Origin of the sequence: Pseudomonas morbosilactucae (assembly GCF_023241665.1) — a bacterium.
In the GTDB taxonomy this organism is placed as follows: Bacteria; Pseudomonadota; Gammaproteobacteria; order Pseudomonadales; family Pseudomonadaceae; genus Aquipseudomonas; species Aquipseudomonas morbosilactucae.
In genome coordinates this window covers 94,727-117,317 of sequence record NZ_JALQCX010000039.1, presented here as the reverse complement: position 1 = coordinate 117,317, position 22,591 = coordinate 94,727, and the positions used below count along the sequence as shown (strand labels likewise).

Below are 22,591 nucleotides of genomic sequence, written 5' to 3'. Positions count from 1 at the left end.
TTTTGCTGGGAGACGGCCGTTGAAAGCCCTCGACGAACTGACCTTCGACAATCGCTTCGCCCGCCTGGGCGATGCCTTCTCAACCCACGTGCTGCCCGAGCCCATCGACAACCCACGCCTGGTGGCGGTCAGCCCGGCGGCCATGGCGCTGCTGGACCTGAACCCGGCGCTGGCCGAGGAGCCGGTGTTCGCCGAGCTGTTCGGCGGGCACAAGCTCTGGGCCGAGGCCGAGCCACGGGCGATGATCTATTCCGGCCATCAGTTCGGCTCCTACAACCCACAACTGGGCGACGGTCGCGGCTTGCTGCTGGGCGAGGTGTACAACAGCGCCGGCGAACACTGGGACCTGCACCTCAAAGGCGCCGGGCAAACTCCCTACTCGCGCATGGGCGACGGCCGGGCGGTGTTGCGCTCGTCGATCCGTGAGTTCCTCGCCTCCGAAGCCCTGCATGCCCTGGGCATCCCCAGCAGCCGGGCACTGTGTGTGATCGGTTCGGACACGCCGGTGTGGCGCGAGAAACAGGAGCGGGCGGCCATGGTGCTGCGCATGGCACCGAGCCATGTACGCTTCGGCCATTTCGAGTATTTCTACTACACGAAAAAAACCGAGCAGCAGAAGCAACTGGCCGAACACGTCCTGGCCCTGCACTTCCCCCATTGCCTGGAACAACCCGAGCCCCACCTGGCGATGTTCCGCGAGATTGTCGAGCGCAATGCCGAACTCATCGCCAAATGGCAGGCCTACGGTTTCTGCCACGGGGTGATGAACACCGACAACATGTCGATCCTGGGCATCACCTTCGACTTCGGGCCCTTTGCCTTCCTCGATGATTTCGACGCTCACTTCATCTGCAACCATTCCGATGACCAGGGCCGCTATTCCTTCAGCAACCAGGTGCCCGTCGGCCAGTGGAACCTCAGTGCCCTGGCCCAGGCCCTGACGCCGTTCATCAGCGTCGACGCACTGCGTGAATGCCTCGGCCTGTTCCTGCCGCTGTACCAGGCCCATTACCTGGACCTGATGCGCCGTCGCCTGGGGCTGACCAACGCCGAAGACGATGACCAGGCGCTGGTGGAGAACCTGCTGGCATTGATGCAGGGCAGCAGCGTCGACTACAGCCTGTTCTTCCGCCGCCTGGGGGATGAACCTGCGGAGCTGGCGGTGACGCGCCTGCGGGATGACTTTGTCGACCTCAAGGGCTTTGACGCCTGGGCCGAGCGCTACCTGGCACGGGTCGCCCGGGACCCGGCGCAAGGCGAGGAAGAACGCCGCACGCGCATGCACCAGGTCAACCCGCTGTACATCCTGCGCAACTATTTGGCGCAAAACGCCATCGATGCCGCGCAGGCCGGCGACTACAGCGAAGTGCGCCGTTTGCATCAGGTCCTGAGCCGCCCCTTCGAAGAGCAACCGGGCATGGCCGCCTACGCCCAGCGCCCGCCCGAGTGGGGCAAGCACCTGGAAATCAGTTGCTCGTCCTGAGCCTCGGGCCTCAGGTAAAAACCTCCATCGACACCTTGAAGCGCCCGGCCAACCAGCGGATCTGCCGCAGGTTGAGCTGGCGCTTGCCGCTCAGCACTTCCGAGACCACCGATTGCGCGCCGACACCGGGCAGGTCACCTTGAGTCAGGCCGTGCTCACGCATCAAGCAACGCAACATCTCCACGCCACTGACCTTTGGCATCGGGTGGTGCTCCTCGTCGTAGGCCTCGATCCAGTCGCCGATGATGTCCACCAGTGATGTCAGTGGGTGTGCCTCGTCCTCCCCGATGATGTCCAGCAACTCATCCAGGGCCAGCACCAATCCGTCGTAGTCAGCCTCACTCCGGGGCTTGCGCAGCAGTGGTGCTACAAACTGCCAATGCTCTGCCGCCTGCTTGACCAGAACACTCATCCCGATTCCTCCTTCCAACGCCCCTTGTCGTATTCCTGGTGGTCCAGCACATGCCTGATATAGAGGCGCTGAACCCCATAACGCACCAGGGCGATCAATCTCAGTTTATTGCCACCAATGTCGAAGACATGGAAGCGCCCGACCTTATCAACCGCCGGAAACAAGGCCCTCATATCGGCGAAACCCTCGGGCCTGGCGCCTTTGGCCTGGCGATACCAGACATCCAGGGCCCGAGCCGCTTGCGGCCATCGCTCCTTGGCCTCCCTGATGCGCTTTACGATGATGATGTGCATGCAATCTCCCTATCGCATATCGCTATGAAACCTAGCCCCGTCACAACCCCATAGCAAGGTGCTATAGGGCGGATCAGACGGGCGGTTTCAGCTATTTGAAAACCCGACTTGGAAGCCTAGATAGACAGCGGCACCCAGGCCCACGGAATATGTGAGGCGTTATGACCGCCGCAGGCTGCCGCGACACCGGGCACCATCCTGGAGATTGTTCATGCATTACCGGCAGCACCTCAGTTTCAACCAGTTGATCGACCTCTTGCGCCCCCAGCACAAGACCCTGGAGTTTTGCGTCTACATAGCGCCGGGCGATGCCGCCATCCGCTTGGACAGCCCTTGCGTGATCGAGTCGTTCCCGCTGATCGATGACGACGACCAGGAAATCTACCCGGATTACGTGCTCCAACAGGGCCTGGAGTTCTGCTTCAGCGACGCCTTGCTGGAAGACGTGATCATGAGCGCCCTGCTGCACAAGCCCACGGCGAGCAATGAAGAGTTGCTGGCCGCCATTGATTACTACGCCGAGCACGATTGCTTCATGAGTTTCGAGCGGCCCGCCAGCCACTGAACCGCGCCACGGACGAACCTGCCGCTACTTGATATTGGCGGCCGCTGCCATCATCTACTGCACCTCTACCGCACGCTTCGGAGCCCTGAGCATGACCGACCCACTGCTGATCCCCTGCCCCCATTGCAACGGCCTCAACCGCATTCCCGGAGAACGCCTGGGCGATCAGCCAAAGTGCGGGCGTTGCAAAGCCGAGGTCCTGCTGGGCAAGCCTTTCGAATTGAAACAGGGTGATTACGCCAGCCAGATCAAGGGCGACCTGCCATTGCTGGTGGACGTTTGGGCAGACTGGTGCGGGCCGTGCAAATCCTTTGCTCCCGTGTTCGAACAGGCGGCGGCGCAACTGGCCGGCAAGTGCCGCCTGGCCAAGCTCGACAGCGAGGCCAACCCGCAGCTCTCGGCCCAGTTGGGCATTCGCTCCATACCCAGCCTGATTCTGTTCAAGAACGGTCGGGAGGTCGCTCGCCAGAGCGGGGCCTTCCCGTTGCCGCAATTGCTGAGCTGGCTGCGCAGCCAGGGCATCTGAGGACGCCGCGTCAGGCGTTTTCCAGCAGGTTGTGCAGGTCGACGAACTGCTGGGTCAGCTTGTGCCGGGGGTCGAGATGGATCAGCGGCAGGTTGGCCTGGTGGGATTCACGCATGCGCACCGAACTGGCCAGGTACACCGGCAGCACCGGCAACCCTTCACTGATCAGCTCATCGAGCATCTGCTGCGGTAGGCTGGCCCGCGCCTGGAACTGATTGACCACGATGCCTTCGACTTGCAGGTCTTCGTTGTGGTCTTCCTTCAACTCTTCGATTTCTGCCAGCAGGCCATACAGGGCCTGGCGGGAGAAGCTGTCGCAGTCGAAAGGAATCAACACTCGATCGGCAGCAATCAACGCCGACACCGCATAAAAATTCAGCGCCGGCGGGGTGTCGAGGTAGATCCGGTCGTAATCCTCGGCCAACTCGTCCAGCAATTTGCGCAGCTTGTTGATCTTGTGTTTCGCCTCAAGCTTGGGCTGCAGGTCCGCCAGCTCTGCCGTCGCCGTGATCACATGCAAATTGTCGAAGGGGGTTTCGTAGATATCCACCTTATTCTTCTTCGAGAACGGCCCGGACGACAGGGTCTGCTTGAAGAAGTCGGCGATCCCCATGGGAATGTCCTCGCCGGTCAGGCCAGTGAGGTACTGGGTGGAGTTGGCCTGGGCATCGAGGTCCACCAACAAGGTGCGATAGCCCTCGCTGGCGCTGACCGCCGCCAGATTGCAGGCGATGCTGGATTTACCCACGCCACCTTTCTGATTGAACACCACACGCCGCATGACAAAACCTCCGTGTATCAAAGATGCCCGAGTGTAGTTGCCCTGCTCCTTCCTTCGCTACCTCGCAGGCAACGGACTTTGCCGCCAAGGCTCAAGCCATGGGGCATCGGCGACGCAATAGCGCTGGGAACACGCTGCAAAATCCAGCGCGAGGCAAAGTGCCTCTCCACCCTTCATCGGATTCGTCGTTTTTATTGATTGAAATGTAACCAGTATTTGCTACAAGTCAGCCGCACCCGGATAATGCGCGCCACTCAGGCCCAGCGCCTATATAGGGTCGGGCGCCAATCGGAGCGCCAAACCGCGTCAAGGAAGCCCGCAGGGGCGGGATGAAATCACGTGATCAACTTCAACATCGCTCAATGGCGCGCATGGGCCCCTGGGCTCGAAAGCGTGGACGATTGGCAAGCCTGGAGCCGGCAACCGACCGTGCTTGAGCGCAGCGATGCCGCCCCCGACGTGTCCTTCCTGCCGGCCATGCAGCGCCGCCGCCTCAGCCGCCTGGCGCGCATGGCCTTCAGCGTCGGCTGGCCCTTGGCCGAGGGCCGGGAACAGCTGCCGCTGGTGTTTGTCTCGCGCCACGGCGAAACCCCCAGGACCTTTGAAATCCTCTGCGACCTGGCCGCCGAGCAGCCGCTCTCGCCCACCCAATTCAGCCTCTCGGTGCACAACGCGGTGATCGGCCTGTGGTCGATCATGCGCGGTGAAACCAGCGAGATGAGCGCCCTGGCGGCGGCGGGCGACGGCCTCGAACATGGCCTGCTGGAAGCTGCCACCCTGCTCGGCGACGGCGCCCCGGCGGTGCTGCTGGTGATCACCGAAGAACAGCCGCCCCAGGCCTACGCCCGCTGGATCGACGATGTGCCCTTTCCCTATGCGCTCGGCCTGCTACTGACTCCTGGCAACGATTGGCAGCTGTCCCTGAGCGGCGCCGAAGGCCAGGCCCCCAAGGCCGAGTGGCCCCATGCCCTGAATCTGTTGCGTACCCTGCTGACCCAGCAGACCTCCTGCCAACATGCCTGGAAGAACCGTGTATGGACTTGGCAACGCCCGTCGTAAGGGCCAAAAATCGCGACGCCTACTATTGGCGCCTGCTCGCCACCGCGGCGAGCTTTGCCCTGTTCGGCCTGGGCGGCCTGTGCCTGCGCCTGGTGATCTTTCCGCTGCTCGGCTGCCTGCCGGGCAATGTCGAGGCCCATCGCCGCCGCGCGCGCAAAACCATCAGCCAGCTGTTCTGGCTGTTCATCCGTTTCATGGCCCGCACCGGCGTTCTCACCTACGACGTGCAAGGCGCGGAAAAACTCGGCCGCCCCGGGCAAATGATCATCGCCAATCACCCGTCGCTGATCGACGTGGTGTTTCTTATCGGCCTGGTGCGCAATGCCAACTGCGTGGTCAAGCAGAGCCTGTGGCAGAACCCCTTTACCCGCGGGCCGGTGCGCGAAGCCGGTTACGTCAGCAACGACGGCAGCATGGACATGCTCGATGCCGCCAGCCAGGCATTGAAGGACGGCCAGTCCCTGGTGATCTTTCCCGAGGGCACCCGCACCCAGCCGGGCCAGGCGCCGGCCTTTCATCGGGGCGGCGCGGCGATTGCCTTGCGCGGTGCGAGAATCATCACCCCGGTGGTGATCAAGGTCAGCCCCACCACCCTGACCAAGGCCGAGCCCTGGTATCGCATCCCGCGCTCGCGCGTGCACTTCAGTTTTCGCGTGGGGGCCGATATAGACCCACAGACCTTTGCTGCCCAAGGCCCTGCGCCTCAGGCCTCGCGCAAGCTCAACGATCATTTGCATCACTACTTTATTAAGGAGCTCGCCGAAGATGAGCGATCTGCACCCGGACTTAATTCTTGAAATCAAGCTGTTGATCATCGACGCCCTGGGCCTCGAAGACATCGGCGCCCAGGACATCGGCACCGACCAGACCCTGTTCGGCGATGGCCTGGGCCTGGATTCGGTGGACGCCCTGGAACTGGGCCTGGCGATTCAGAAAAAATACGGCATCAAGATCGATGCCGACGCCAAAGACACCCGTAACCACTTCAGTAACGTGGCGAGCCTTGCGGCATTCGTCACTGCAAAACAGGCAGCTTGAGACCGGACCATGCAAACTCGTGACGATATCTTCAACACCCTGCGCGATGCCTTGGTCGAACTCTTCGAGCTGGAACCTGCGCGCATCAGCCTCGACTCCAACCTGTACCAGGACCTGGAAATCGACAGCATCGACGCCGTCGACCTGATCGACCACATCAAGCGTCAGACCGGCAAGAAAATCGCCGCCGAAGAATTCAAATCGGTGCGCACGTGAATGACGTGGTCGAGGCGGTCTACCGTCTGGTCCAACCGGCCGCATGAGCCGGCTGATTGGCCTTGGCCTGCTGCTGGCAGGCTTGCTGTACCCCTTTGCGGTGTATTTCGGCATGGAGCACTTCGCTCCCTGGCAGTTCGGCCTGTTCCTGGGCGGCCTGTGGCTGGCTCGGGCGCTGACCGGCGAACGCCGCCCCGGCGACCTGTGGATGGCCGCCGTGGCGATCGCCTTTTGCCTGTTGCTGGCCTGGCTCGACAACCCGCTGTTGCTGCGCTGGTACCCGGTGCTGATCAGCGCCTTCATGCTGACGCTGTTCAGCCTGAGCCTGAAATACGGCCCGCCGGTGGCCGAACGCCTGGCCCGGCTGAGCGAGCCGGACCTGCCGGACAAGGCCATTCGCTATACCCGCCAGGTGACGATCGCCTGGAGTGTGTTTTTCCTCTGTAACGGTGTGCTCGCCGCGGCCCTGACCCTGTGGGCGCCGCTGAGTTGGTGGATGTTGTACAACGGCCTGATTGCCTACGGCTTGATGGGCTTGCTGTTTGCCATTGAATGGCTCTTACGACAAAGGGTACGAGGCCGCCCATGAACTGGATCAAACTTGAGCACCTGCTGCTCAAGACCCAAACGCAGCGCCCGGTGGCCGTACAACCGGCACTTGACCTGCAAACCTTTCAAACCCGGGCCCTGAGCCTGGCCGCCGGCCTGCAGGCCCAAGGCGTCAAACGCCTCGCCCTGCACCTGGAAGACGCCGCCGAACTGGCCATTGCCCTGCTCGGCGCCTGGCGCGCCGGGGTCAGTGTGCTGCTGCCCGCCGACCTGCAAGCCCAGACCCGCCAGCGCTGGTCGAGCGCGGTGGACCTGTGGCTCAGCGATCAGCCGGGCGATGCCCACCCGGACGACTTTCAACAACCGCCCCTGGACGCCGCCGCGCTCGACCCAGACCTGTGCCTGCTAAGCCTGTGCACTTCCGGCTCCAGTGGCGAGCCCAAGCGCATCGAAAAAACCCTGCGCCAACTGGCCAACGAGGTCCAGGCCCTGGAGCAGCTCTGGGGTGCGGACCTGGGCCCGGCCTGCATCATCGGCAGCGTGGCGGCCCAGCACATTTACGGTTTGCTGTTCCGGGTGCTGTGGCCGCTGTGCGCCGGGCGCCCATTTGTGCGCCGGCAACTGCCCTTCCCGGAGGACCTGCAACGGGCCAGTCGCGAGCACCCGGCCTTTGCCTGGGTCGCCAGCCCCGCGCTGCTCAAGCGCATGGGCGACAACCTCGACTGGCCGGCCCTGAGCCCGGTGCGCCGGGTGTTCTCCTCGGGCGGCGCGTTGCCCGCCGAGGCCGCACAGAGCCTGCACCAGCGCCTGCAACAATGGCCCACCGAGATCCTCGGCAGCTCGGAAACCGGCGGTATCGCCTGGCGCCAGGGCGACACCCTCTGGCAGCCGTTCGCTGACGTGCGCCTGAGCCTGGACGGCGACGGTGCCCTGCTGATCGCCTCGCCGTACCTGCCGCCGGGGCATGTCGAACACAGCGCCGACGCCGCGCGAATCCAGGCCGACGGACGCTTCGAACTGCTCGGGCGCCTGGACCGCATCGTCAAACTGGAAGAGAAACGCATCTCCCTGCCCATGCTGGAACAGGCCCTGGTCAGCCACGAATGGGTCGCCGAAGCGCGCCTGGGGGTGATCACCGAGAATCGCGCGTCACTTGGCGCCCTGCTGGTGCTCAGTGAACAAGGCCTCGGCGCCCTGTGCCAGCAAGGCCGTCGACGCCTGACCCAAACCTTGCGCCAGCACCTGGCCCAGCACTGCGAAGCCCTGGCCCTGCCACGGCGCTGGCGCCTGGTACGGCAACTGCCGCTGAACGCCCAGGGCAAACTGCCCCAGGCCGAGGTCGACGCCCTGCTGCTGGCACCACGCCCGCAAACCCCGGAAGTCCTGACCCAGGAACAGACTGACGGCGAGTGGCTCCTGCAACTGGCCATCCCCCCGGACCTGGCCTACTTCAGCGGGCACTTCCCAGAGGCACCAGTGCTGCCGGGAGTGGTGCAAGTGGATTGGGCCCTGGCCCTGGGCCAGCAACTGCTGCAGTTGCCCGGCCGGTTCGCCGGCATGGAAGTGCTGAAATTCCAACAATTGCTGCGCCCGGGCGACCAGGTTCAATTGCACCTGCGCTTCGATCAGGAACGCGGCAAGTTGTACTTTGCCTATCGCAACCAAAGCGCCGCCTGCTCCAGTGGCCGCATCGTGCTGGAGACGGCTTGTGGATAACTTTTCTCACCCGGCGCCACCGGCTCACCCGCCAGCCCGCCCCAGGAGCCTTGCCCATGCATAAGCCCTGCGCGGTGATCCCGGTCTACAACCATGAAGGCGCCGTACCGGCGGTGGTCGAGGCGCTGTTGGCCAGCCAACTGCCCTGCGTGCTGGTGGACGATGCCAGCAGCCCGGCCTGCGCTCGGGTGCTGGAACAGCTGGCGCAGCGCGACCAAGTGTTTCTGGTCAAGCTGGGCGTCAACCAGGGCAAGGGCGGCGCGGTCATGGCCGGCCTGCGCCACGCCTCGCGACTGGGCTTCAGCCATGCTCTGCAAGTGGACGCCGACGGCCAGCACGACCTGCGCGATGTGGATAACTTCGTGGCCAGTTCCAGGGCGCACCCCGAAGCGCTGATCTGCGGTTATCCACAGTACGACCGGAGCGTGCCCAAAGGCCGCTTGTACGCTCGCTACCTGACCCACGTGTGGGTCTGGATCAACAGCCTGTCGCTGCAGATCCCGGATTCCATGTGCGGCTTCCGGGTCTATCCGCTGCCGCCGACCCTGGCCCTGATCGACTCGGTCAAGCTAGGCAAGCGCATGGACTTCGACCCGGAAATTCTCGTGCGCCTGTCCTGGCGCAACCAGCCGATGCGCTGGCTACCGACCCACGTGCATTACCCCCAAGACGGCCTGTCGCACTTCCGCCTGTTCCACGACAACGCGCTGATCTCCAAGATGCACGCCAAGCTGTTCTTCGGCATGTTGCTGCGGGCGCCGAAGATTCTCTGGCGGCGGTGGCAGGCATGAGCCAGGAACAGGCACCACAGCACTGGGCCAAGCATGAGGAGCGCGGCAGCTTCTGGCTGATGAAGCTCACCGCCTTCGGCGTCCGGGTGCTGGGCCGCCGCGTGCTGAGCCCGGTGCTGCACGGCATCGTGCTGTACTTTTTCCTGTTCGGCCGCAGTGCCCGGCGCAGCGCCTGGCAGTATCAGGAACGGCTGGCGAGCTGGAGCGGCCGCGCCGAGTTGCGCCCCACTCACTGGCGAGTGTTTGGCCAGTTCATGGCGTTTGCCGACGCCCTGCTGGACAAGCTCGACGTATGGAACGGCAAGCTGCGCCTGGAGCAGATTGAAATCGTCGACCCGGCCCTGTTGCGCAACCAGTTGCGCGGCGAGCGCGGGCAAATGCTGGTGGGTGCGCACCTGGGCAACCTGGAGGTCTGCCGCGCCCTCGCCGAGCTGGGCGAACAAGTGACCATGAACGTGCTGGTGCACACCAAGCACGCCGAACGCTTCAACCGCCTGCTGGGCGAGGCTGGAGCCACCAACTTGCGGCTGATCCAGGTCAGCGAGCTGGACCCGGCAATCATGCTGCAGCTGAGCCAGCGCCTGGACCGTGGCGAGTGGCTGGCGATCGCCGGCGACCGCGTGCCGCTGCATGGCGGGCGTAACGTACGGGTGGACTTCCTTGGCCATCCGGCGGCCTTTCCCCAGGGTCCCTGGTTGCTCGCCGGGCTCTTGAAGTGCCCGGTCAACCTGCTGCTGTGCCTGAAAAACAACGGGCGCTACCGGGTGATCCTCGAACCCTTTACCCAGGCCGTGGTCTGGAAGCGCAGTGACCGCGAACAGGTGATTGCCCAGTGGACTGCGCGCTACGCCGAACGCCTGGCCCAGTACTGCCTGGAAGCACCGCAACAATGGTTCAACTTTTACCCATTCTGGAAGACCGATGACGACCCATCCGTTTGAGCCGGTAACCTTCGGCGAACGCCCGCTGCGCATTGAAGACGTCCGTGCCCTGGCCAACCGCCAGGCCCCGACACAACTGCAGGACGACCCCCAGTTCCGCCAGCGCATCGCCAAGGGCGCGCAGTTCCTCGACTCCCTGCTGGACAAGGAAGGGGTGATCTACGGCGTGACCACCGGTTACGGCGACTCCTGCGTGGTGGCAGTGCCCCTGCAGCACGTCGAGGCGCTGCCTCGTCATCTGTACACCTTCCACGGTTGCGGCCTGGGCAAGCTGCTGGACGCCCAAGCCACCCGTGCTGTGCTGGCGGCCCGTTTGCAGTCCTTGTGCCACGGTGTGTCCGGGGTCCGTGTGGAGCTGTTGGAGCGCCTGCAGGCCTTCCTCCACCACGACATCCTGCCGCTGATCCCGGAAGAGGGCTCGGTCGGCGCCAGCGGTGACCTGACGCCGCTGTCCTACGTGGCCGCAACCTTGTCCGGCGAGCGTGAAGTGATGTTCCGCGGTGAGCGCCGCCAGGCGGCCGACGTGCACCGTGAGCTGGGCTGGGAGCCGCTGGTATTGCGCCCGAAAGAAGCCCTGGCGCTGATGAACGGCACGGCAGTGATGACTGGCCTGGCGTGCCTGGCCTTTGCCCGCGCCGATTACCTGCTGCAACTGGCCACCCGCATCACCGCGCTGAACGTGGTAGCCCTGCAAGGCAACCCCGAGCACTTCGACGAGCGCCTGTTCGCCGCCAAGCCGCACCCGGGGCAGATGCAAGTGGCCGCCTGGCTGCGCCAGGACCTGGCGATCGACGCACCGACCGCGCCCCTGCACCGCCTGCAGGACCGCTATTCCCTGCGCTGCGCGCCCCATGTGCTGGGGGTGCTGGCGGACAGCCTGAACTGGCTGCGCTCGTTTATCGAGACCGAACTCAACAGCGCCAACGACAACCCGATCATCGACGCCGAAGCCGAGCGCGTGCTGCACGGCGGGCACTTCTACGGCGGGCATATCGCGTTCGCCATGGACAGCCTGAAGACCCTGGTGGCCAACGTCGCCGACCTGCTGGACCGGCAATTGGCCCTGCTGGTGGACGTGCGTTACAACCACGGCCTGCCGAGCAACCTGTCGGGCGCCAGCGCTGAACGCGCCATGCTCAACCACGGCTTCAAGGCGGTGCAGATCGGCACCAGCGCCTGGACCGCCGAGGCCCTGAAAAACACCATGCCGGCTAGCGTGTTCTCGCGCTCCACCGAGTGCCACAACCAGGACAAGGTGAGCATGGGCACCATCGCCGCCCGCGATGCGATCCGCGTGCTGGAGCTGACCGAACAGGTCGCCGCCGCCACCCTGCTGGCCGCCCATCAAGGTGTGTGGCTGCGAGCCCAGGCCGAGGATGCCCGACCCTTGCCACCGGCCCTGGCCGCCATGCATGTCGAGCTGGCCAAGGACTTCCCGCCGGTCATCGAAGACCGCGCCCTGGAAAGCGAACTGCGCCTGTGCCTGCAACGCATCGCCGAGCAACACTGGAGGCTGCATGCGTAGCAAAGGCTTTCTGCACGCCGACACCGAGATCCTGGTGCCGTTTTTCGACGTCGACACCATGCACGTCGTCTGGCACGGGCACTACGTCAAATACCTGGAAGTGGCGCGCTGCGCCCTGCTCGACAAGATCGGCCACAACTACACGGCCATGGTCGAGTCGGGCTACGCCTGGCCGGTGATCGACCTGCAACTGCGCTACGTGCGCGGCGCGGTGTTCGGCCAGACGCTGAACGTGCGCGCCAGCCTGGTGGAGTGGGAAAACCGGCTGAAGATCAACTACCTGATCACCGACCTGGCCAGCGGCGAACGCCTGACCCGCGCCAGCTCGGTGCAGGTGGCGGTGGACATGGCCAGCCGCGAGATGCAGCTGGCGTCACCCAAAATCTTCACCGACGCTGTCGAAAGGGCCCTGCCATGACCGACACGGTAGGAACCGGCTGGCCGGCAAAGAGTGTCAACGTTAACCCGGCCCGCCTGATACGCCGCCGCGTCCTCCGGTTTTTCGCGAGCACCCTCGCACCTGCCGTGTTCGCGCTGTGGGCGCTACCGAACCTGGCCCAGGCGTTCGACTTGCAGCAGCTCAGCGACCAGTTGGCCAAGCCTGACGTCATCCACGGCCACTTCATCCAGGAAAAACACCTGCGCGCCCTGCCGCAACCGCTAACCAGCAAGGGCACCTTTGTCCTGGCGAAAAACCACGGCCTGCTCTGGCTGCTGAAAACCCCGTTGCAGCAGGACTACCGCATCAACGGCCAAGGCATCGCCCGCCGCGATCCCAGCGGCTGGCAACTGCTGCCGAACAAAAGCGCCGGCGCCGAACAGAACCGCCTGTTCCTCGCCGTGCTGCAAGGCGACAGCAGCGGCCTGCAGCGCGACTTCGAACTGGCCCTGAAAGGCCAGGCCAACGACTGGCAACTGACCCTGACGCCCCGCTCGTTACTGCTCAAACAGATCTTCACCGAGATCCGCATCGACGGCGGCGAGCTGGTGCAACGCATCGAACTGCTGGAAACCCAGGGCGACAGCACCTTGCTGACCCTGCACGACAGCAGCAGCGCGCAACCTTTGAGCCCGGCGGAGCAACATGACTTTGCTCAATGAACGCTGGCTGCCACGGCTGTTCCTGATCCTGCTGGTGGCCGTGCTGGCCCTGGCCGGCTGGCAATGGCGCCACGGCGCCCCGTTGTCGGCCAACCTCATGGAATTGGTGCCCGGCACCGCGCCCGACGCTCTGGAGCTCAAGGCCGAACAGCGCATGCAGGAACCGCTGAACCGCGAAATGCTGGTGCTGGTGGGCCACGCCGAGCGCCAGCAAGCGATTGCAATGGCCCAGCAATTGAGCGCGAACTTTGTCGCCAGCGGCCTGTTCGAGAAGGTCCAGTGGAACCTCCAGGCCGACCTTCCGGCCTTGCGTCAGCAGTTGCTCCAGGGCCGCCTGGCGATGCTCTCGCCCGCTGATCGCCAGCAACTGACAGAACAGCCCGCGGCGTTTATCCAGCAGCGGGTACAGGCCCTGTTCGACCCGTTCAGCGGCTTCAGCCTGGTGCCCAGCCAGGACGATTGGCTGGGCTTGACCGGACGCATCCAGAACAGCCAGCCACAACGCGGCGCGGTGCAACTGGACATCGGCAGCGGCGCGCTGGTGGCCGATGCCGACGGCAAAAGCTGGGTGCTGCTGCGGGCTCGCACCACCGGCGACGCCTTCGACATGCACCTGCCATTGAAGGTCGCCGAGCTACTGCAACAGAGCCGTGCCCAGGCCGCCCAAGCCGATGTGCAACTGCTCGCCGCCAGCGGCCTGCTGTATGCCGCCAATGGCCAGCAACAAGCCACCCGGGAAATCACCTGGGTCGGCGGCGGCGCCACCGTGGGCATTCTGTTGCTGCTGTTGCTGGCGTTCCGACGCTGGCGAGTCTTGCTGGCGTTCGTTCCGGTGCTGGTGGGCATGCTGTTCGGTGCCGTGGCCTGTGTCGCCCTGTTCGGCCACATGCACGTAATGACCCTGGTGCTGGGGTCGAGCCTGATCGGCGTCGCCGTGGATTACCCCCTGCATTACTTGTCGAAAAGCTGGAGCCTGAAACCCTGGCACAGCTGGCCGGCCCTGCGCCTGACCCTGCCCGGGCTGAGCCTGAGCCTGGCCACCAGTTGCATCGGCTACCTGGCCCTGGCCTGGACACCCTTCCCGGCGCTGACCCAGATCGCCGTGTTCTCCGCGGCCGGGCTGCTGGGCGCCTACCTGTCGGCGGTGTGCCTGCTGCCGGCGCTGCTCAAGGGTGCCGACCTGCGCCCGGCCCAATGGCCGCTGCGCCTGGCGGCGGCTTTGCTCACGCTGCGCGAGACGTTGCTCAAGCGCCTGCCAAGCCCGGTGCTGCTGGTCCTGCTGCTGGCCTTTTGTGCCGGCGGCTTGTGGCAGCTCAGCACCAAGAACGACATCCGCCAATGGGTCGGTGCGCCGCCGCAATTGCAGAGCGAGGCCCAGGCCATTGCACGGATCACCGGCTACCAGCCCACCAGTCAGTTCTTCCTCGTGCGCGCCGCCGACCAACAGCAACTGCTGGAGCGCCAAGCCGCCCTGAGCGAACGCCTGCAAGCCCTGGTCAACCTGGGCAAGCTCCAGGGCTACCTGGCCCTGAACCAGTTGCTCAGCCTGCCGAGCGAGCAACAGCAAGTGCGCGATGCCCTTGGGCAACTGCCGCGCTTCTGGCAACCACTGCTGGACTTGGGCGTGCCGCCTACGGCCCTGCGAAGCGAGCTGACGCAGTTGCAAAACCTGCCGACCCAGGACATTGACGCGGCCCTCAGCGGCCCGTTGGCCGAGCCGTATCGCCCCTTGTGGCTGGGGTCCAGTGCCGAGGGCGTGGCCGCCATGGTCAGCCTGCAGGGCTTGAATGACGCCGCCCTGCTGCGGGTCCAGGCAGCGGACCTGCCCGGGGTGCAACTGGTGGATCGCCTGGGTGAGCTGAACCGGGTGTTTGCCGCCACGCAGATCAGCGCCGCCGAACTCAAGCTGGCGTCTTGCGTCTTGATCGTGCTGCTGTTGATCCTGCCCTTCGGCCTCGGCGGTGCCCTGCGCATCGTTGCCCTGCCACTGCTGGCGGCCCTGTGCAGCCTGGCCAGCCTGGGCTGGCTGGGCCAACCCCTGACCCTCTTCAGCCTGTTCGGCCTGTTGCTGGTGACGGCCATCAGCGTCGATTACGCGATCCTCATGCGCGAGCAGATCGGCGGTGCCGCGGTGAGCCTGCTGGGCACCTTGCTGGCGGCGCTGACCACGTGGCTGTCCTTCGGCTTGCTGGCAATCTCCAGCACCCCGGCGGTGAGCAACTTCGGCCTGTCGGTGAGCCTGGGGCTGGCCTTCAGCTTTATCCTCGCGCCTTGGGCCGGGCAGCAGAAACATGCCGCCGCCGTGGAGAGCAACCCATGCTGACCCTGCTGTTCTGGCTTATGGCCCTGGCCCTGTTCGCCCTGGCCACTCTGCTTGGGCGCCGCTTCGGGCTGATCCCCATCGTCAGCCAGTTGCTCCTGGCGACCTTTGGCCTGCCGCTGCTGATGCTGCTGTGGGTCGAGCCCCATTGGCAGCTGAGCGGCGCCCTGCTGGTGTCGCCGACCTGGCTGAAAAATCTCTACAGCCTGAGCTTCGCCCTGTTGCTGGGGCACATCCTCAGTGACGTGATCGACCTGCGCCTGGATCGCCAGAGCCTGAAAATTGCCCTGCCAAGCTTTTGCATTCCCTTCGCCTGTGGCCTGGCGGCGGCGTTCTGGCTGCTGCCACCCCAGCCCTGGATCAGCTCCCTGGCGGTGGGCCTGTTGTTCGCCATCACCGCGATCCCGGTGCTCTACCTGTACCTGCGCCACATCCAGTACCCGCCCGCCGCCACCCGGCGCCTGGTGCAGACCGCGATCCTCATCGACCTGACCTGCTGGAGCCTGTTCGCCCTGGCCCAGGGCAGCCTGCACCTGAGCAGCCTGCTGCTGCCCCTGGCCGGTGCCTGCCTGCCACTGCTGCTGCGTTGCCTGGGCTTGCGCCAGCCGCTGCTACACAGCCTGGGGTTCTTCGGCCTGCTGGTGGTGGCCGAGCACTACAAGCTCAATGCGCTGATTTTCGGCATCGGCTACCTGCTGTGCATGGCCGCCCTCAAGCGGCCCCTGGTGCTGCCGTTAAAGGCAGCCTGGATGAACGCCTTGCAGACCTTTGTCGCGATCCCGCTGATCCTCACGTTCGGTATCGTGCAGATCGATGTGCACAGCGCCGTCAGCAGCCTGGGTGCGGTGCAATGGGCGGCGCTGCTGCTGTTGCCCATCGCCAGCAAACTGCTGGGCAACTGGCTGGGCCTGGGTTGGGCCGGCGCCTCGTTCGCCGGCGCCAGCCGCTGGCGCGAAAGCCTGCTGCTGAATATCCGCGGGTTGAGCGAGATCGTGTTTCTCAACCTGCTGCTGCAACAACAGCTGATCAGCCCGGCGCTGTACTTCGCGCTGATGCTCATGGGCCTGATCGCCACCCTGATGCCGGCCCTGGCCGGCCTGCATCGCCCCCCTTTGAACCTGAACATCGCCGACCCGGCAAGGAGCCCCAGTGCCAACAGTTGAAATGCAACGTCGCCAAGTCGTGGTGATCGGCGCCGGCCCTTCAGGCGCTATCGCAGCCGCGCTGCTCAAGCGCAAAGGCCACGATGTGCTGATCATCGAGCGCCAGCATTTCCCACGCTTCTCCATCGGTGAAAGCCTGCTGTCCCACTGCCTGGATTTCGTCGAAGAAGCGGGCATGCTCGACGCAGTGAATGCCGCCGGTTTTCAAGTCAAGAATGGCGCCGCCTTTGCCTGGGGCGAGCAGTACAGCGCCTTCGATTTCGGCGACACCTTCAGCCACGGCAAACCCACCACCTTCCAGGTGCAGCGCGCCGACTTCGACCAGTTGCTGGCCGAGCAAGCAGCACTGCAAGGGGTTGAAGTACGCTACGGCGAGGAGATCGTCAGCGTCGATTTCAGCGGCCCGCAACCGCAGTTGCTGGCCCGTCGCGAAGACGGCAGCGAGTACCGCGTGAGCGCGGACTTCGTCCTCGACGCCAGCGGTTATGGCCGGGTCCTGCCACGCTTGCTGGAGCTGGAAGCGCCTTCCAACTTCCCGGTGCGCCAGGCGGTGTTCACCCACGTCGAGGATCACATCGACCACCCGCGCTTCGAGCGCGAAAAAATCCTCATCACCACCCACCCGATCCATCGTGATGTCTGGTTCTGGACCATCCCTTTCAGCAACGGCCGCTGCTCGGTGGGCGTGGTCGCGGCCAAGGAGCACTTCGACGGTCGTGGCGCCGACCTGGATGCCCTGCTGCAGGGTTTTATCGCCGAAACCCCGAGCCTGGCCAAAGTCCTGGAGAACGCCGTCTGGGATACCCCGGCGCGGACCATCGGCGGCTACTCGGCCAACGTCAGCACTTTGCACGGCCCAGGCTTTGCCTTGCTGGGCAACGCGGCGGAGTTCCTCGACCCGGTGTTCTCCTCCGGGGTGACCATCGCCATGCGCTCGGCCAGCATGGCCGCCGGGGTCCTGCATCGGCAGTTGCAGGGTGAAACCGTGGACTGGAACAGCGAGTTCGCCGTGCCCCTGAAACGCGGCGTCGACACCTTCCGCTGCTACGTCGAAGGCTGGTACGCCGGCACCTTCCAGGATGTGATCTTTCACCCGGGCAGTTCGCCGGAAATCCGCCGCATGATCAGTTCGATCCTAGCCGGCTACGCCTGGGACGAGCGCAACCCGTTCGTCAGCGAAGCTCGCCGCCGTCTGCGCATGCTCTCGGAAATCTGCGCACGGGAGCCGGTATGAACAGTTCCTCATCGCCTTACCTGAGCAGCAGTTACGTCGAGGAAACCCGCTTCGGCTTCTGGTTCCTGCGCAGCCACACCTGGCAGCATCACGTGTTGCGGGTGGCAATCAATGACCTGCGCTCGCTATTCGACACACCGCTGCCCGAGAACCCGGTGCTGCTGGACGCCGGTTGCGGCCAGGGCAAGTCGTTCCAGTACCTGCGACAGGTGTTCGCCCCGCAGCGCCTGATCGGCCTGGATGCCGACCCTCACAGCCTGACTCTCAGCGGCGAGGAAGCCGCCCGGCACAACCTGCCGGTGGAACTGATCGGCAGCGACTGCGCAACCCTGCAAGTGGCGGACGCCAGCGTCGACCTGCTGTTCTGCCACCAGACGTTCCACCACCTGGTGGAGCAGGAAAAAGCCCTGGCCGAGTTCTACCGCGTGCTCAAGCCCGGGGGCTATCTGCTGTTCGCCGAATCCACCGAAGCCTACATCGACACCTGGGTGATTCGCTGGCTGTTCCGCCACCCGATGCACGTGCAGAAAAGCGCCGCCCAGTACCTGGACATGATTCGCCAACAAGGTTTTGAATTCGGCCCGCAGAACGTGTCTTATCCGTACTTGTGGTGGAGCCGCGCCAAGGATTTCGGCCTGCTGGAGCGTCTGCGCCTGCGCCAACCGCCGCCCGTGGGCCAGCGTGAAGAGACCCTGGTCAACGTGGTCGCACGCAAACCCCTGCCGAGTATTTCCGAGGAAGGTACCGCGCCATGATTCGCGTCTTGCTGGCCGCTTGTGTCCTGCTGCTGAGCGCTTGCGTCAGTCAGGCACCGCTGCCCGCCAGCACCCCGTCCCTGGCCTTGCCCCTGCAGTTGCTTATCCAGCGCCAGCAGGCCGAACAGCGTCAAGACTGGCTGCTGGTGGTCCAAGCCGAGGGCCCGGGCCTGCGTTGGTCGCTGATGGACCCGCTGGGCATCCCCCTGGCGCGCCAGAAACTGCTCGACGGACAGTGGCAGGCCGATGGCTTGCTGCCGCCCAACCCGGAAGCCCGCGAGCTGTTCGCCGCCCTGTTGTTTGCCCTCACGCCTGAGGCTCAGGTGCCCGGCAACTACCCCCAGGCGCACCAGCAAGGCAGCCAGCGTGACCTCGGCCAACGCTGGCGGGTCCACTATCAACAACCTTTGGATTTCCAGTTGAACCTGCCCCAAGGCTTGCGTTACCACATCACCGCGCTCAGCGCTGGAAGCACCCCATGACGGCTTACCTGAATGCCCTCGGGGTGATCTGTGCCCTGGGTCGAAACCCGCAGGAAGTAGCCCGTAGCCTGTTTGCCGGCGACTGCTCCGGCCTGCGCGAAGAAGCCGGCTGGGTGCCCGAACGGCGACTGCCGGTGGCCGCCGTGCGCGGCCCCCTGGCCAGCCTGCCGTCCCACCTTTCACCGCAGAACAGCCGCAACAACCAGCTGTTGCTGGAGGCCGCGCTGCAGATTCGCGGCGACATCGAGCAAGCGATCCAGCGCCATGGCCGTGGGCGCGTCGGCATCGTCCTGGGCACCAGCACGTCGGGGATCGATGAAGCCAGCCGAGGCATCGCCCACTACCTGCGTGACCAGCACTTCCCGGCGGGCTACGACTACCAGCAGCAGGAGCTGAGCGCGCCGGCGAACTTCCTCGCCGACTGGCTGCAACTGAGCGGCCCGGCCTATGTAATTTCCACCGCCTGCACCTCCAGCGCCCGCGCCCTGTTGAGCGCCCGGCGCCTGCTGGACCTGGGCCTGTGTGACGCGGTGCTGTGCGGCGGCGTGGACAGCCTGTGCAAGCTGACCCTCAATGGTTTCTCGGCCCTGGAAGCGGTGTCCGAACAACGCTGCAACCCGTTCTCGGCCAACCGCAATGGCATCAACATTGGCGAGGCAGCGGTGCTGTTCCTGATGACCCGCGAGTGCCACGAGCAACCGGCCATCGCCCTGCTTGGCGGCGGCGCAAGCTCCGACGCCCACCATATTTCTGCCCCGGAACCCAGTGGCCGCGGCGCCCTGCAAGCGATGCGCAAAGCCCTGGCCAACGCTGGCCTGCAACCGGCGCAGATCGACTACCTGAACCTGCACGGCACCGCCACGCAGCACAACGACGCCATGGAGAGCCTGGCGGTGGCTGAGCTGTTCCCGGACGGCGTGGCCTGTTCGTCGACCAAGCCCATGAGCGGCCATACCCTGGGCGCTGCTGGGGCCCTGGAAGCAGCCTTCTGCTGGCTGAGCCTGGGCCACGAAAACCCCGGGCGGCGCCTGCCGCCCCACGTCTGGGATGGGCAAGCAGATACCCAGTTGCCAGCCTTGCGCTGGGTAACCCCGGCCGACCAGCTGGCCCCCGGCACACCGCGCCGCCTGATGAGCAACTCGTTTGCCTTCGGCGGCAACAACGTCAGCCTGATTATCGGAGACGCGCCATGATTGACTGGCCTCTCGCCGAACTGCTGCCCCACGCCGGCGACATGATCCTGATCGACCAGGTCTTGTCGTTTGACGAAGAGCAGATCCACACCCGTCTGCAGGTACGCCCCGGCGGCCTGTTCAACCGCGCCGACGGCAGCCTGCCGGCCTGGGTCGGCGTCGAGTTGATGGCCCAGAGCGTGGCCGCCTACGCCGGTTGCCGGGCCCGCCAGTTGGGCGAACCCGTGGCCCTGGGCTTCCTCCTGGGCACACGCAAGTTCGACTGCAATGTGGAGCATTTCCCGGCGGGCAGCGAATTGCTGATCCACGCCCAGCGCTCCCTGGAAGACGAAAACGGCATGGGCGTCTTCGAATGCCACATCACCGGCCCCGGCATTCAGGTGTCGGCCCGCTTGAACGTCTTCCGTCCGCCCCAGGCGGCCCAATACCTTGAGCAATCACCCGCTTCTTCTACAGGAACCCCGTCATGACTGAATCCGTACTGGTCACCGGCTCCAGCCGCGGCATCGGTCGCGCCATCGCCCTGCGCCTGGCCCAGGCCGGCTATGACCTGGTGCTGCATTGCCGCAGTGGCCGCAGCGACGCCGAAGCAGTCAAGGTCGAAGTCGAGGCCTTGGGCCGCACGGCGCGCATCCTGCAATTCGACGTGGCTGAACGGGCTGCCTGCAAGGCCATTCTCGAAGCCGATGTGGAAACCCACGGCGCCTACTACGGCGTGGTACTCAATGCCGGCCTGACCCGCGATGGCGCCTTTCCCGCGCTGAGCGAAAACGATTGGGATGAAGTGCTGCGCACCAACCTCGACGGTTTCTACAACGTGCTGCACCCGGTGATGATGCCCATGATTCGCCGTCGCGCGGCCGGGCGAATCATCTGCATCACCTCGGTCTCGGGGCTGATCGGCAACCGTGGCCAGGTCAACTACAGCGCGTCCAAGGCCGGCCTGATCGGCGCCGCCAAGGCCCTGGCCATCGAGCTGGGCAAGCGCAAGATCACCGTCAACTGCGTGGCTCCAGGGTTGATCGACACAGCGATGCTCGACGAGAACGTACCGGTGGAAGAACTGATGAAAATGATCCCGGCGCAGCGCATGGGCACCCCGGAAGAAGTCGCCGGCGCGGTGAACTTCCTGATGTCCGCCGAAGCCGCCTACATCACCCGCCAGGTGCTGGCAGTGAACGGAGGCCTGTGCTGATGAAGCGTGTCGTAGTCACCGGCATGGCCGGCATGACGTCCCTGGGCGGCGATTGGGACGCCATCTCGGCGAACTTTCGCGCCAACCGCAGCGGCATTCGGCGCATGGACGAGTGGGACCGCTTCACTGAATTGAACACGCGCCTGGCCGGGCCTATCGACGACTTCGTCGTGCCGGGCCACTGGACGCGCAAGCAACTGCGCAGCATGGGCCGCGTGTCGCGCCTGGCCGTGTGGGCGGCGGAGCAGGCATTGCAGGACGCGGGCCTGCTGGGTGACGAATCGATCAAGGACGGGCGCATGGGCGTTGCCTGTGGTTCATCCACCGGCAGCACCGACGAGATCAAGGCATTCGGCAATATGCTGCTGAACTCGGTGGCCGAGGGGCTCAACGCCAACTCCTACGTGCGCATGATGCCCCACACCACGGCGGCGAATATCAGCATCTTCTTTGGCCTGACCGGGCGCCTGATCCCCACGTCCAGCGCCTGCACCAGCGGGAGCCAGGGCATTGGTTATGCGTATGAGGCGATCAAGTTCGGCCGCCTGCCGTTGATGCTCGCCGGGGGCGCCGAAGAGCTGTGCCCCACCGAAGCCATGGTGTTCGACGCGCTGTACGCCACCAGCCTGAAAAACGATGCGCCACAGACCAGCCCGCGCCCCTACGACAGCGGCCGCGATGGCCTGGTGATCGGTGAAGGCGGCGGCATGCTGGTGCTGGAAGAGCTGGAACACGCCCTGGCCCGGGGTGCACATATCCACGCGGAGCTGGTCGGTTTCGGCAGCAACGCCGACGGCCAGCACACCACGCGCCCGGAACAGAAAACCATGCGCCGAGCGATGGAGCTGGCCCTCGAAGACGCCGGCCTCGCGCCCTCGGCCATCGGCTACGTGAACGGCCACGGCACCGCCACCGAACAGGGCGACATCGCCGAAACCCTGGCCACCAGCAGCCTGTTCGGCAGCCAGATGCCCATCAGTTCGCAGAAGAGTTTCCTTGGCCACACCCTGGGTGCCTGCGGGGCCCTGGAGTCCTGGTTCAGCATCGAGATGCTCAACCGTGACCTGTACGTGCACACGTTCAACCTCGATCAGGTCGACCCGCGCTGCGGCGAACTGGACTACCTGCGCAACGAGTTTCGGCGGATGAGCAACGAGTACGTGATGAACAACAACTTTGCCTTTGGCGGTGTCAACACCTCGCTGATCTTCCGCCGCTGGTCCTGATACGCACGAACCCACTGGAGAAAATGG

25 protein-coding genes and 1 pseudogene are annotated in these 22,591 nt (G+C 65.0%); 23 read left to right on the top strand and 3 right to left on the bottom strand.

Annotated elements, in window-relative coordinates:
- The first annotated feature begins 19 nt into the window (after positions 1-19).
- Entirely contained in the window at positions 20-1,483 is a 1,464-nt protein-coding gene (gene selO / locus M1B35_RS21225) for a protein adenylyltransferase SelO (protein ID WP_268262969.1), read from the top strand.
- A gap of 10 nt (positions 1,484-1,493) precedes the next feature.
- On the opposite strand, the gene M1B35_RS21220 is transcribed toward selO, so the two are convergent.
- Entirely contained in the window at positions 1,494-1,895 is a 402-nt protein-coding gene (locus tag M1B35_RS21220) for a helix-turn-helix domain-containing protein (protein WP_268262968.1), read from the bottom strand.
- The gene (locus M1B35_RS21215; protein ID WP_268262967.1) at positions 1,892-2,188 is read right to left on the bottom strand and encodes a type II toxin-antitoxin system HigB family toxin; all 297 of its coding nucleotides are present in this window, start codon (positions 2,186-2,188) and stop codon (positions 1,892-1,894) included. The genes M1B35_RS21220 and M1B35_RS21215 overlap by 4 nt, the downstream gene beginning before the upstream one ends.
- 211 nt (positions 2,189-2,399) lie before the next feature.
- Between M1B35_RS21215 and M1B35_RS21210 the strand changes: the two genes are divergently transcribed.
- Positions 2,400-2,753, top strand: a complete 354-nt coding sequence (locus M1B35_RS21210) for a DUF7716 domain-containing protein (RefSeq protein ID WP_268262966.1) — start codon at positions 2,400-2,402, stop codon at positions 2,751-2,753.
- A gap of 91 nt (positions 2,754-2,844) precedes the next feature.
- The gene (gene trxC / locus M1B35_RS21205; protein ID WP_123329907.1) at positions 2,845-3,279 is read left to right on the top strand and encodes a thioredoxin TrxC; all 435 of its coding nucleotides are present in this window, start codon (positions 2,845-2,847) and stop codon (positions 3,277-3,279) included.
- 10 nt (positions 3,280-3,289) lie between these two features.
- Here trxC and M1B35_RS21200 read toward each other — a convergent pair whose 3' ends face one another.
- On the bottom strand, positions 3,290-4,060 hold the full coding sequence (locus M1B35_RS21200; protein WP_123329415.1) for a ParA family protein: 771 nt from the start codon (positions 4,058-4,060) through the stop codon (positions 3,290-3,292).
- Between the two features lie 339 nt (positions 4,061-4,399).
- Here M1B35_RS21200 and M1B35_RS21195 point away from each other — a divergent pair, with 339 nt between their 5' ends.
- The 20 genes and pseudogenes from M1B35_RS21195 (at position 4,400) to M1B35_RS21100 (ending at position 22,564) form a co-directional block, all read left to right on the top strand.
- Complete coding sequence (locus M1B35_RS21195; RefSeq protein WP_123329413.1) at positions 4,400-5,119, top strand: beta-ketoacyl synthase chain length factor; 720 nt, start codon at positions 4,400-4,402, stop codon at positions 5,117-5,119.
- The gene (locus M1B35_RS21190) at positions 5,095-5,916 is read left to right on the top strand and encodes a lysophospholipid acyltransferase family protein (protein ID WP_123329411.1); all 822 of its coding nucleotides are present in this window, start codon (positions 5,095-5,097) and stop codon (positions 5,914-5,916) included. The genes M1B35_RS21195 and M1B35_RS21190 overlap by 25 nt, the downstream gene beginning before the upstream one ends.
- Positions 5,885-6,157: a phosphopantetheine-binding protein gene (locus M1B35_RS21185; protein WP_268262965.1), complete on the top strand. Its 273-nt coding sequence runs from the start codon at positions 5,885-5,887 to the stop codon at positions 6,155-6,157. Before M1B35_RS21190 ends, M1B35_RS21185 begins: the two co-directional genes overlap by 32 nt.
- Before the next feature lie 9 nt (positions 6,158-6,166).
- Positions 6,167-6,420, top strand: a pseudogene (locus tag M1B35_RS21180) (acyl carrier protein).
- On the top strand, positions 6,417-6,962 hold the full coding sequence (locus tag M1B35_RS21175) for a COG4648 family protein (RefSeq protein WP_268262964.1): 546 nt from the start codon (positions 6,417-6,419) through the stop codon (positions 6,960-6,962). The pseudogene M1B35_RS21180 and the gene M1B35_RS21175 overlap by 4 nt, the downstream one beginning before the upstream one ends.
- Entirely contained in the window at positions 6,959-8,638 is a 1,680-nt protein-coding gene (locus M1B35_RS21170) for an acyl-CoA synthetase family protein (protein ID WP_268262963.1), read from the top strand. Before M1B35_RS21175 ends, M1B35_RS21170 begins: the two co-directional genes overlap by 4 nt.
- 56 nt (positions 8,639-8,694) lie before the next feature.
- Complete coding sequence (locus M1B35_RS21165; protein WP_268262962.1) at positions 8,695-9,429, top strand: glycosyltransferase family 2 protein; 735 nt, start codon at positions 8,695-8,697, stop codon at positions 9,427-9,429.
- Complete coding sequence (locus M1B35_RS21160) at positions 9,426-10,370, top strand: LpxL/LpxP family acyltransferase (RefSeq protein ID WP_268262961.1); 945 nt, start codon at positions 9,426-9,428, stop codon at positions 10,368-10,370. Before M1B35_RS21165 ends, M1B35_RS21160 begins: the two co-directional genes overlap by 4 nt.
- Positions 10,351-11,895, top strand: a complete 1,545-nt coding sequence (locus M1B35_RS21155; protein ID WP_268262960.1) for an HAL/PAL/TAL family ammonia-lyase — start codon at positions 10,351-10,353, stop codon at positions 11,893-11,895. The genes M1B35_RS21160 and M1B35_RS21155 overlap by 20 nt, the downstream gene beginning before the upstream one ends.
- Positions 11,888-12,313 carry an acyl-CoA thioesterase gene (locus tag M1B35_RS21150; RefSeq protein ID WP_268262959.1) on the top strand — a complete coding sequence of 142 codons (426 nt, stop codon included), beginning with the start codon at positions 11,888-11,890 and terminating at the stop codon, positions 12,311-12,313. The genes M1B35_RS21155 and M1B35_RS21150 overlap by 8 nt, the downstream gene beginning before the upstream one ends.
- On the top strand, positions 12,310-12,996 hold the full coding sequence (locus tag M1B35_RS21145; protein WP_268262958.1) for an outer membrane lipoprotein carrier protein LolA: 687 nt from the start codon (positions 12,310-12,312) through the stop codon (positions 12,994-12,996). The genes M1B35_RS21150 and M1B35_RS21145 overlap by 4 nt, the downstream gene beginning before the upstream one ends.
- Positions 12,980-15,319, top strand: coding sequence for an MMPL family transporter (locus M1B35_RS21140; protein WP_268262957.1), 2,340 nt, complete (start codon positions 12,980-12,982; stop codon positions 15,317-15,319). The genes M1B35_RS21145 and M1B35_RS21140 overlap by 17 nt, the downstream gene beginning before the upstream one ends.
- The gene (locus M1B35_RS21135; RefSeq protein ID WP_268262956.1) at positions 15,313-16,479 is read left to right on the top strand and encodes a cation:proton antiporter; all 1,167 of its coding nucleotides are present in this window, start codon (positions 15,313-15,315) and stop codon (positions 16,477-16,479) included. The genes M1B35_RS21140 and M1B35_RS21135 overlap by 7 nt, the downstream gene beginning before the upstream one ends.
- Positions 16,466-17,713, top strand: a complete 1,248-nt coding sequence (locus M1B35_RS21130) for an NAD(P)/FAD-dependent oxidoreductase (protein ID WP_268262955.1) — start codon at positions 16,466-16,468, stop codon at positions 17,711-17,713. The genes M1B35_RS21135 and M1B35_RS21130 overlap by 14 nt, the downstream gene beginning before the upstream one ends.
- Positions 17,710-18,468, top strand: a complete 759-nt coding sequence (locus tag M1B35_RS21125; RefSeq protein ID WP_268262954.1) for a class I SAM-dependent methyltransferase — start codon at positions 17,710-17,712, stop codon at positions 18,466-18,468. The genes M1B35_RS21130 and M1B35_RS21125 overlap by 4 nt, the downstream gene beginning before the upstream one ends.
- Entirely contained in the window at positions 18,465-18,950 is a 486-nt protein-coding gene (locus tag M1B35_RS21120; protein ID WP_123329384.1) for a hypothetical protein, read from the top strand. Before M1B35_RS21125 ends, M1B35_RS21120 begins: the two co-directional genes overlap by 4 nt.
- Positions 18,947-20,143, top strand: coding sequence for a beta-ketoacyl-[acyl-carrier-protein] synthase family protein (locus tag M1B35_RS21115; RefSeq protein ID WP_123329382.1), 1,197 nt, complete (start codon positions 18,947-18,949; stop codon positions 20,141-20,143). Before M1B35_RS21120 ends, M1B35_RS21115 begins: the two co-directional genes overlap by 4 nt.
- Positions 20,140-20,613, top strand: a complete 474-nt coding sequence (locus tag M1B35_RS21110; RefSeq protein WP_268262953.1) for a hotdog family protein — start codon at positions 20,140-20,142, stop codon at positions 20,611-20,613. The genes M1B35_RS21115 and M1B35_RS21110 overlap by 4 nt, the downstream gene beginning before the upstream one ends.
- Complete coding sequence (gene fabG / locus M1B35_RS21105) at positions 20,610-21,338, top strand: 3-oxoacyl-ACP reductase FabG (protein ID WP_123329378.1); 729 nt, start codon at positions 20,610-20,612, stop codon at positions 21,336-21,338. The genes M1B35_RS21110 and fabG overlap by 4 nt, the downstream gene beginning before the upstream one ends.
- Positions 21,338-22,564 carry a beta-ketoacyl-ACP synthase gene (locus M1B35_RS21100; protein WP_123329376.1) on the top strand — a complete coding sequence of 409 codons (1,227 nt, stop codon included), beginning with the start codon at positions 21,338-21,340 and terminating at the stop codon, positions 22,562-22,564. The genes fabG and M1B35_RS21100 overlap by 1 nt, the downstream gene beginning before the upstream one ends.
- Positions 22,565-22,591 lie beyond the last annotated feature (27 nt).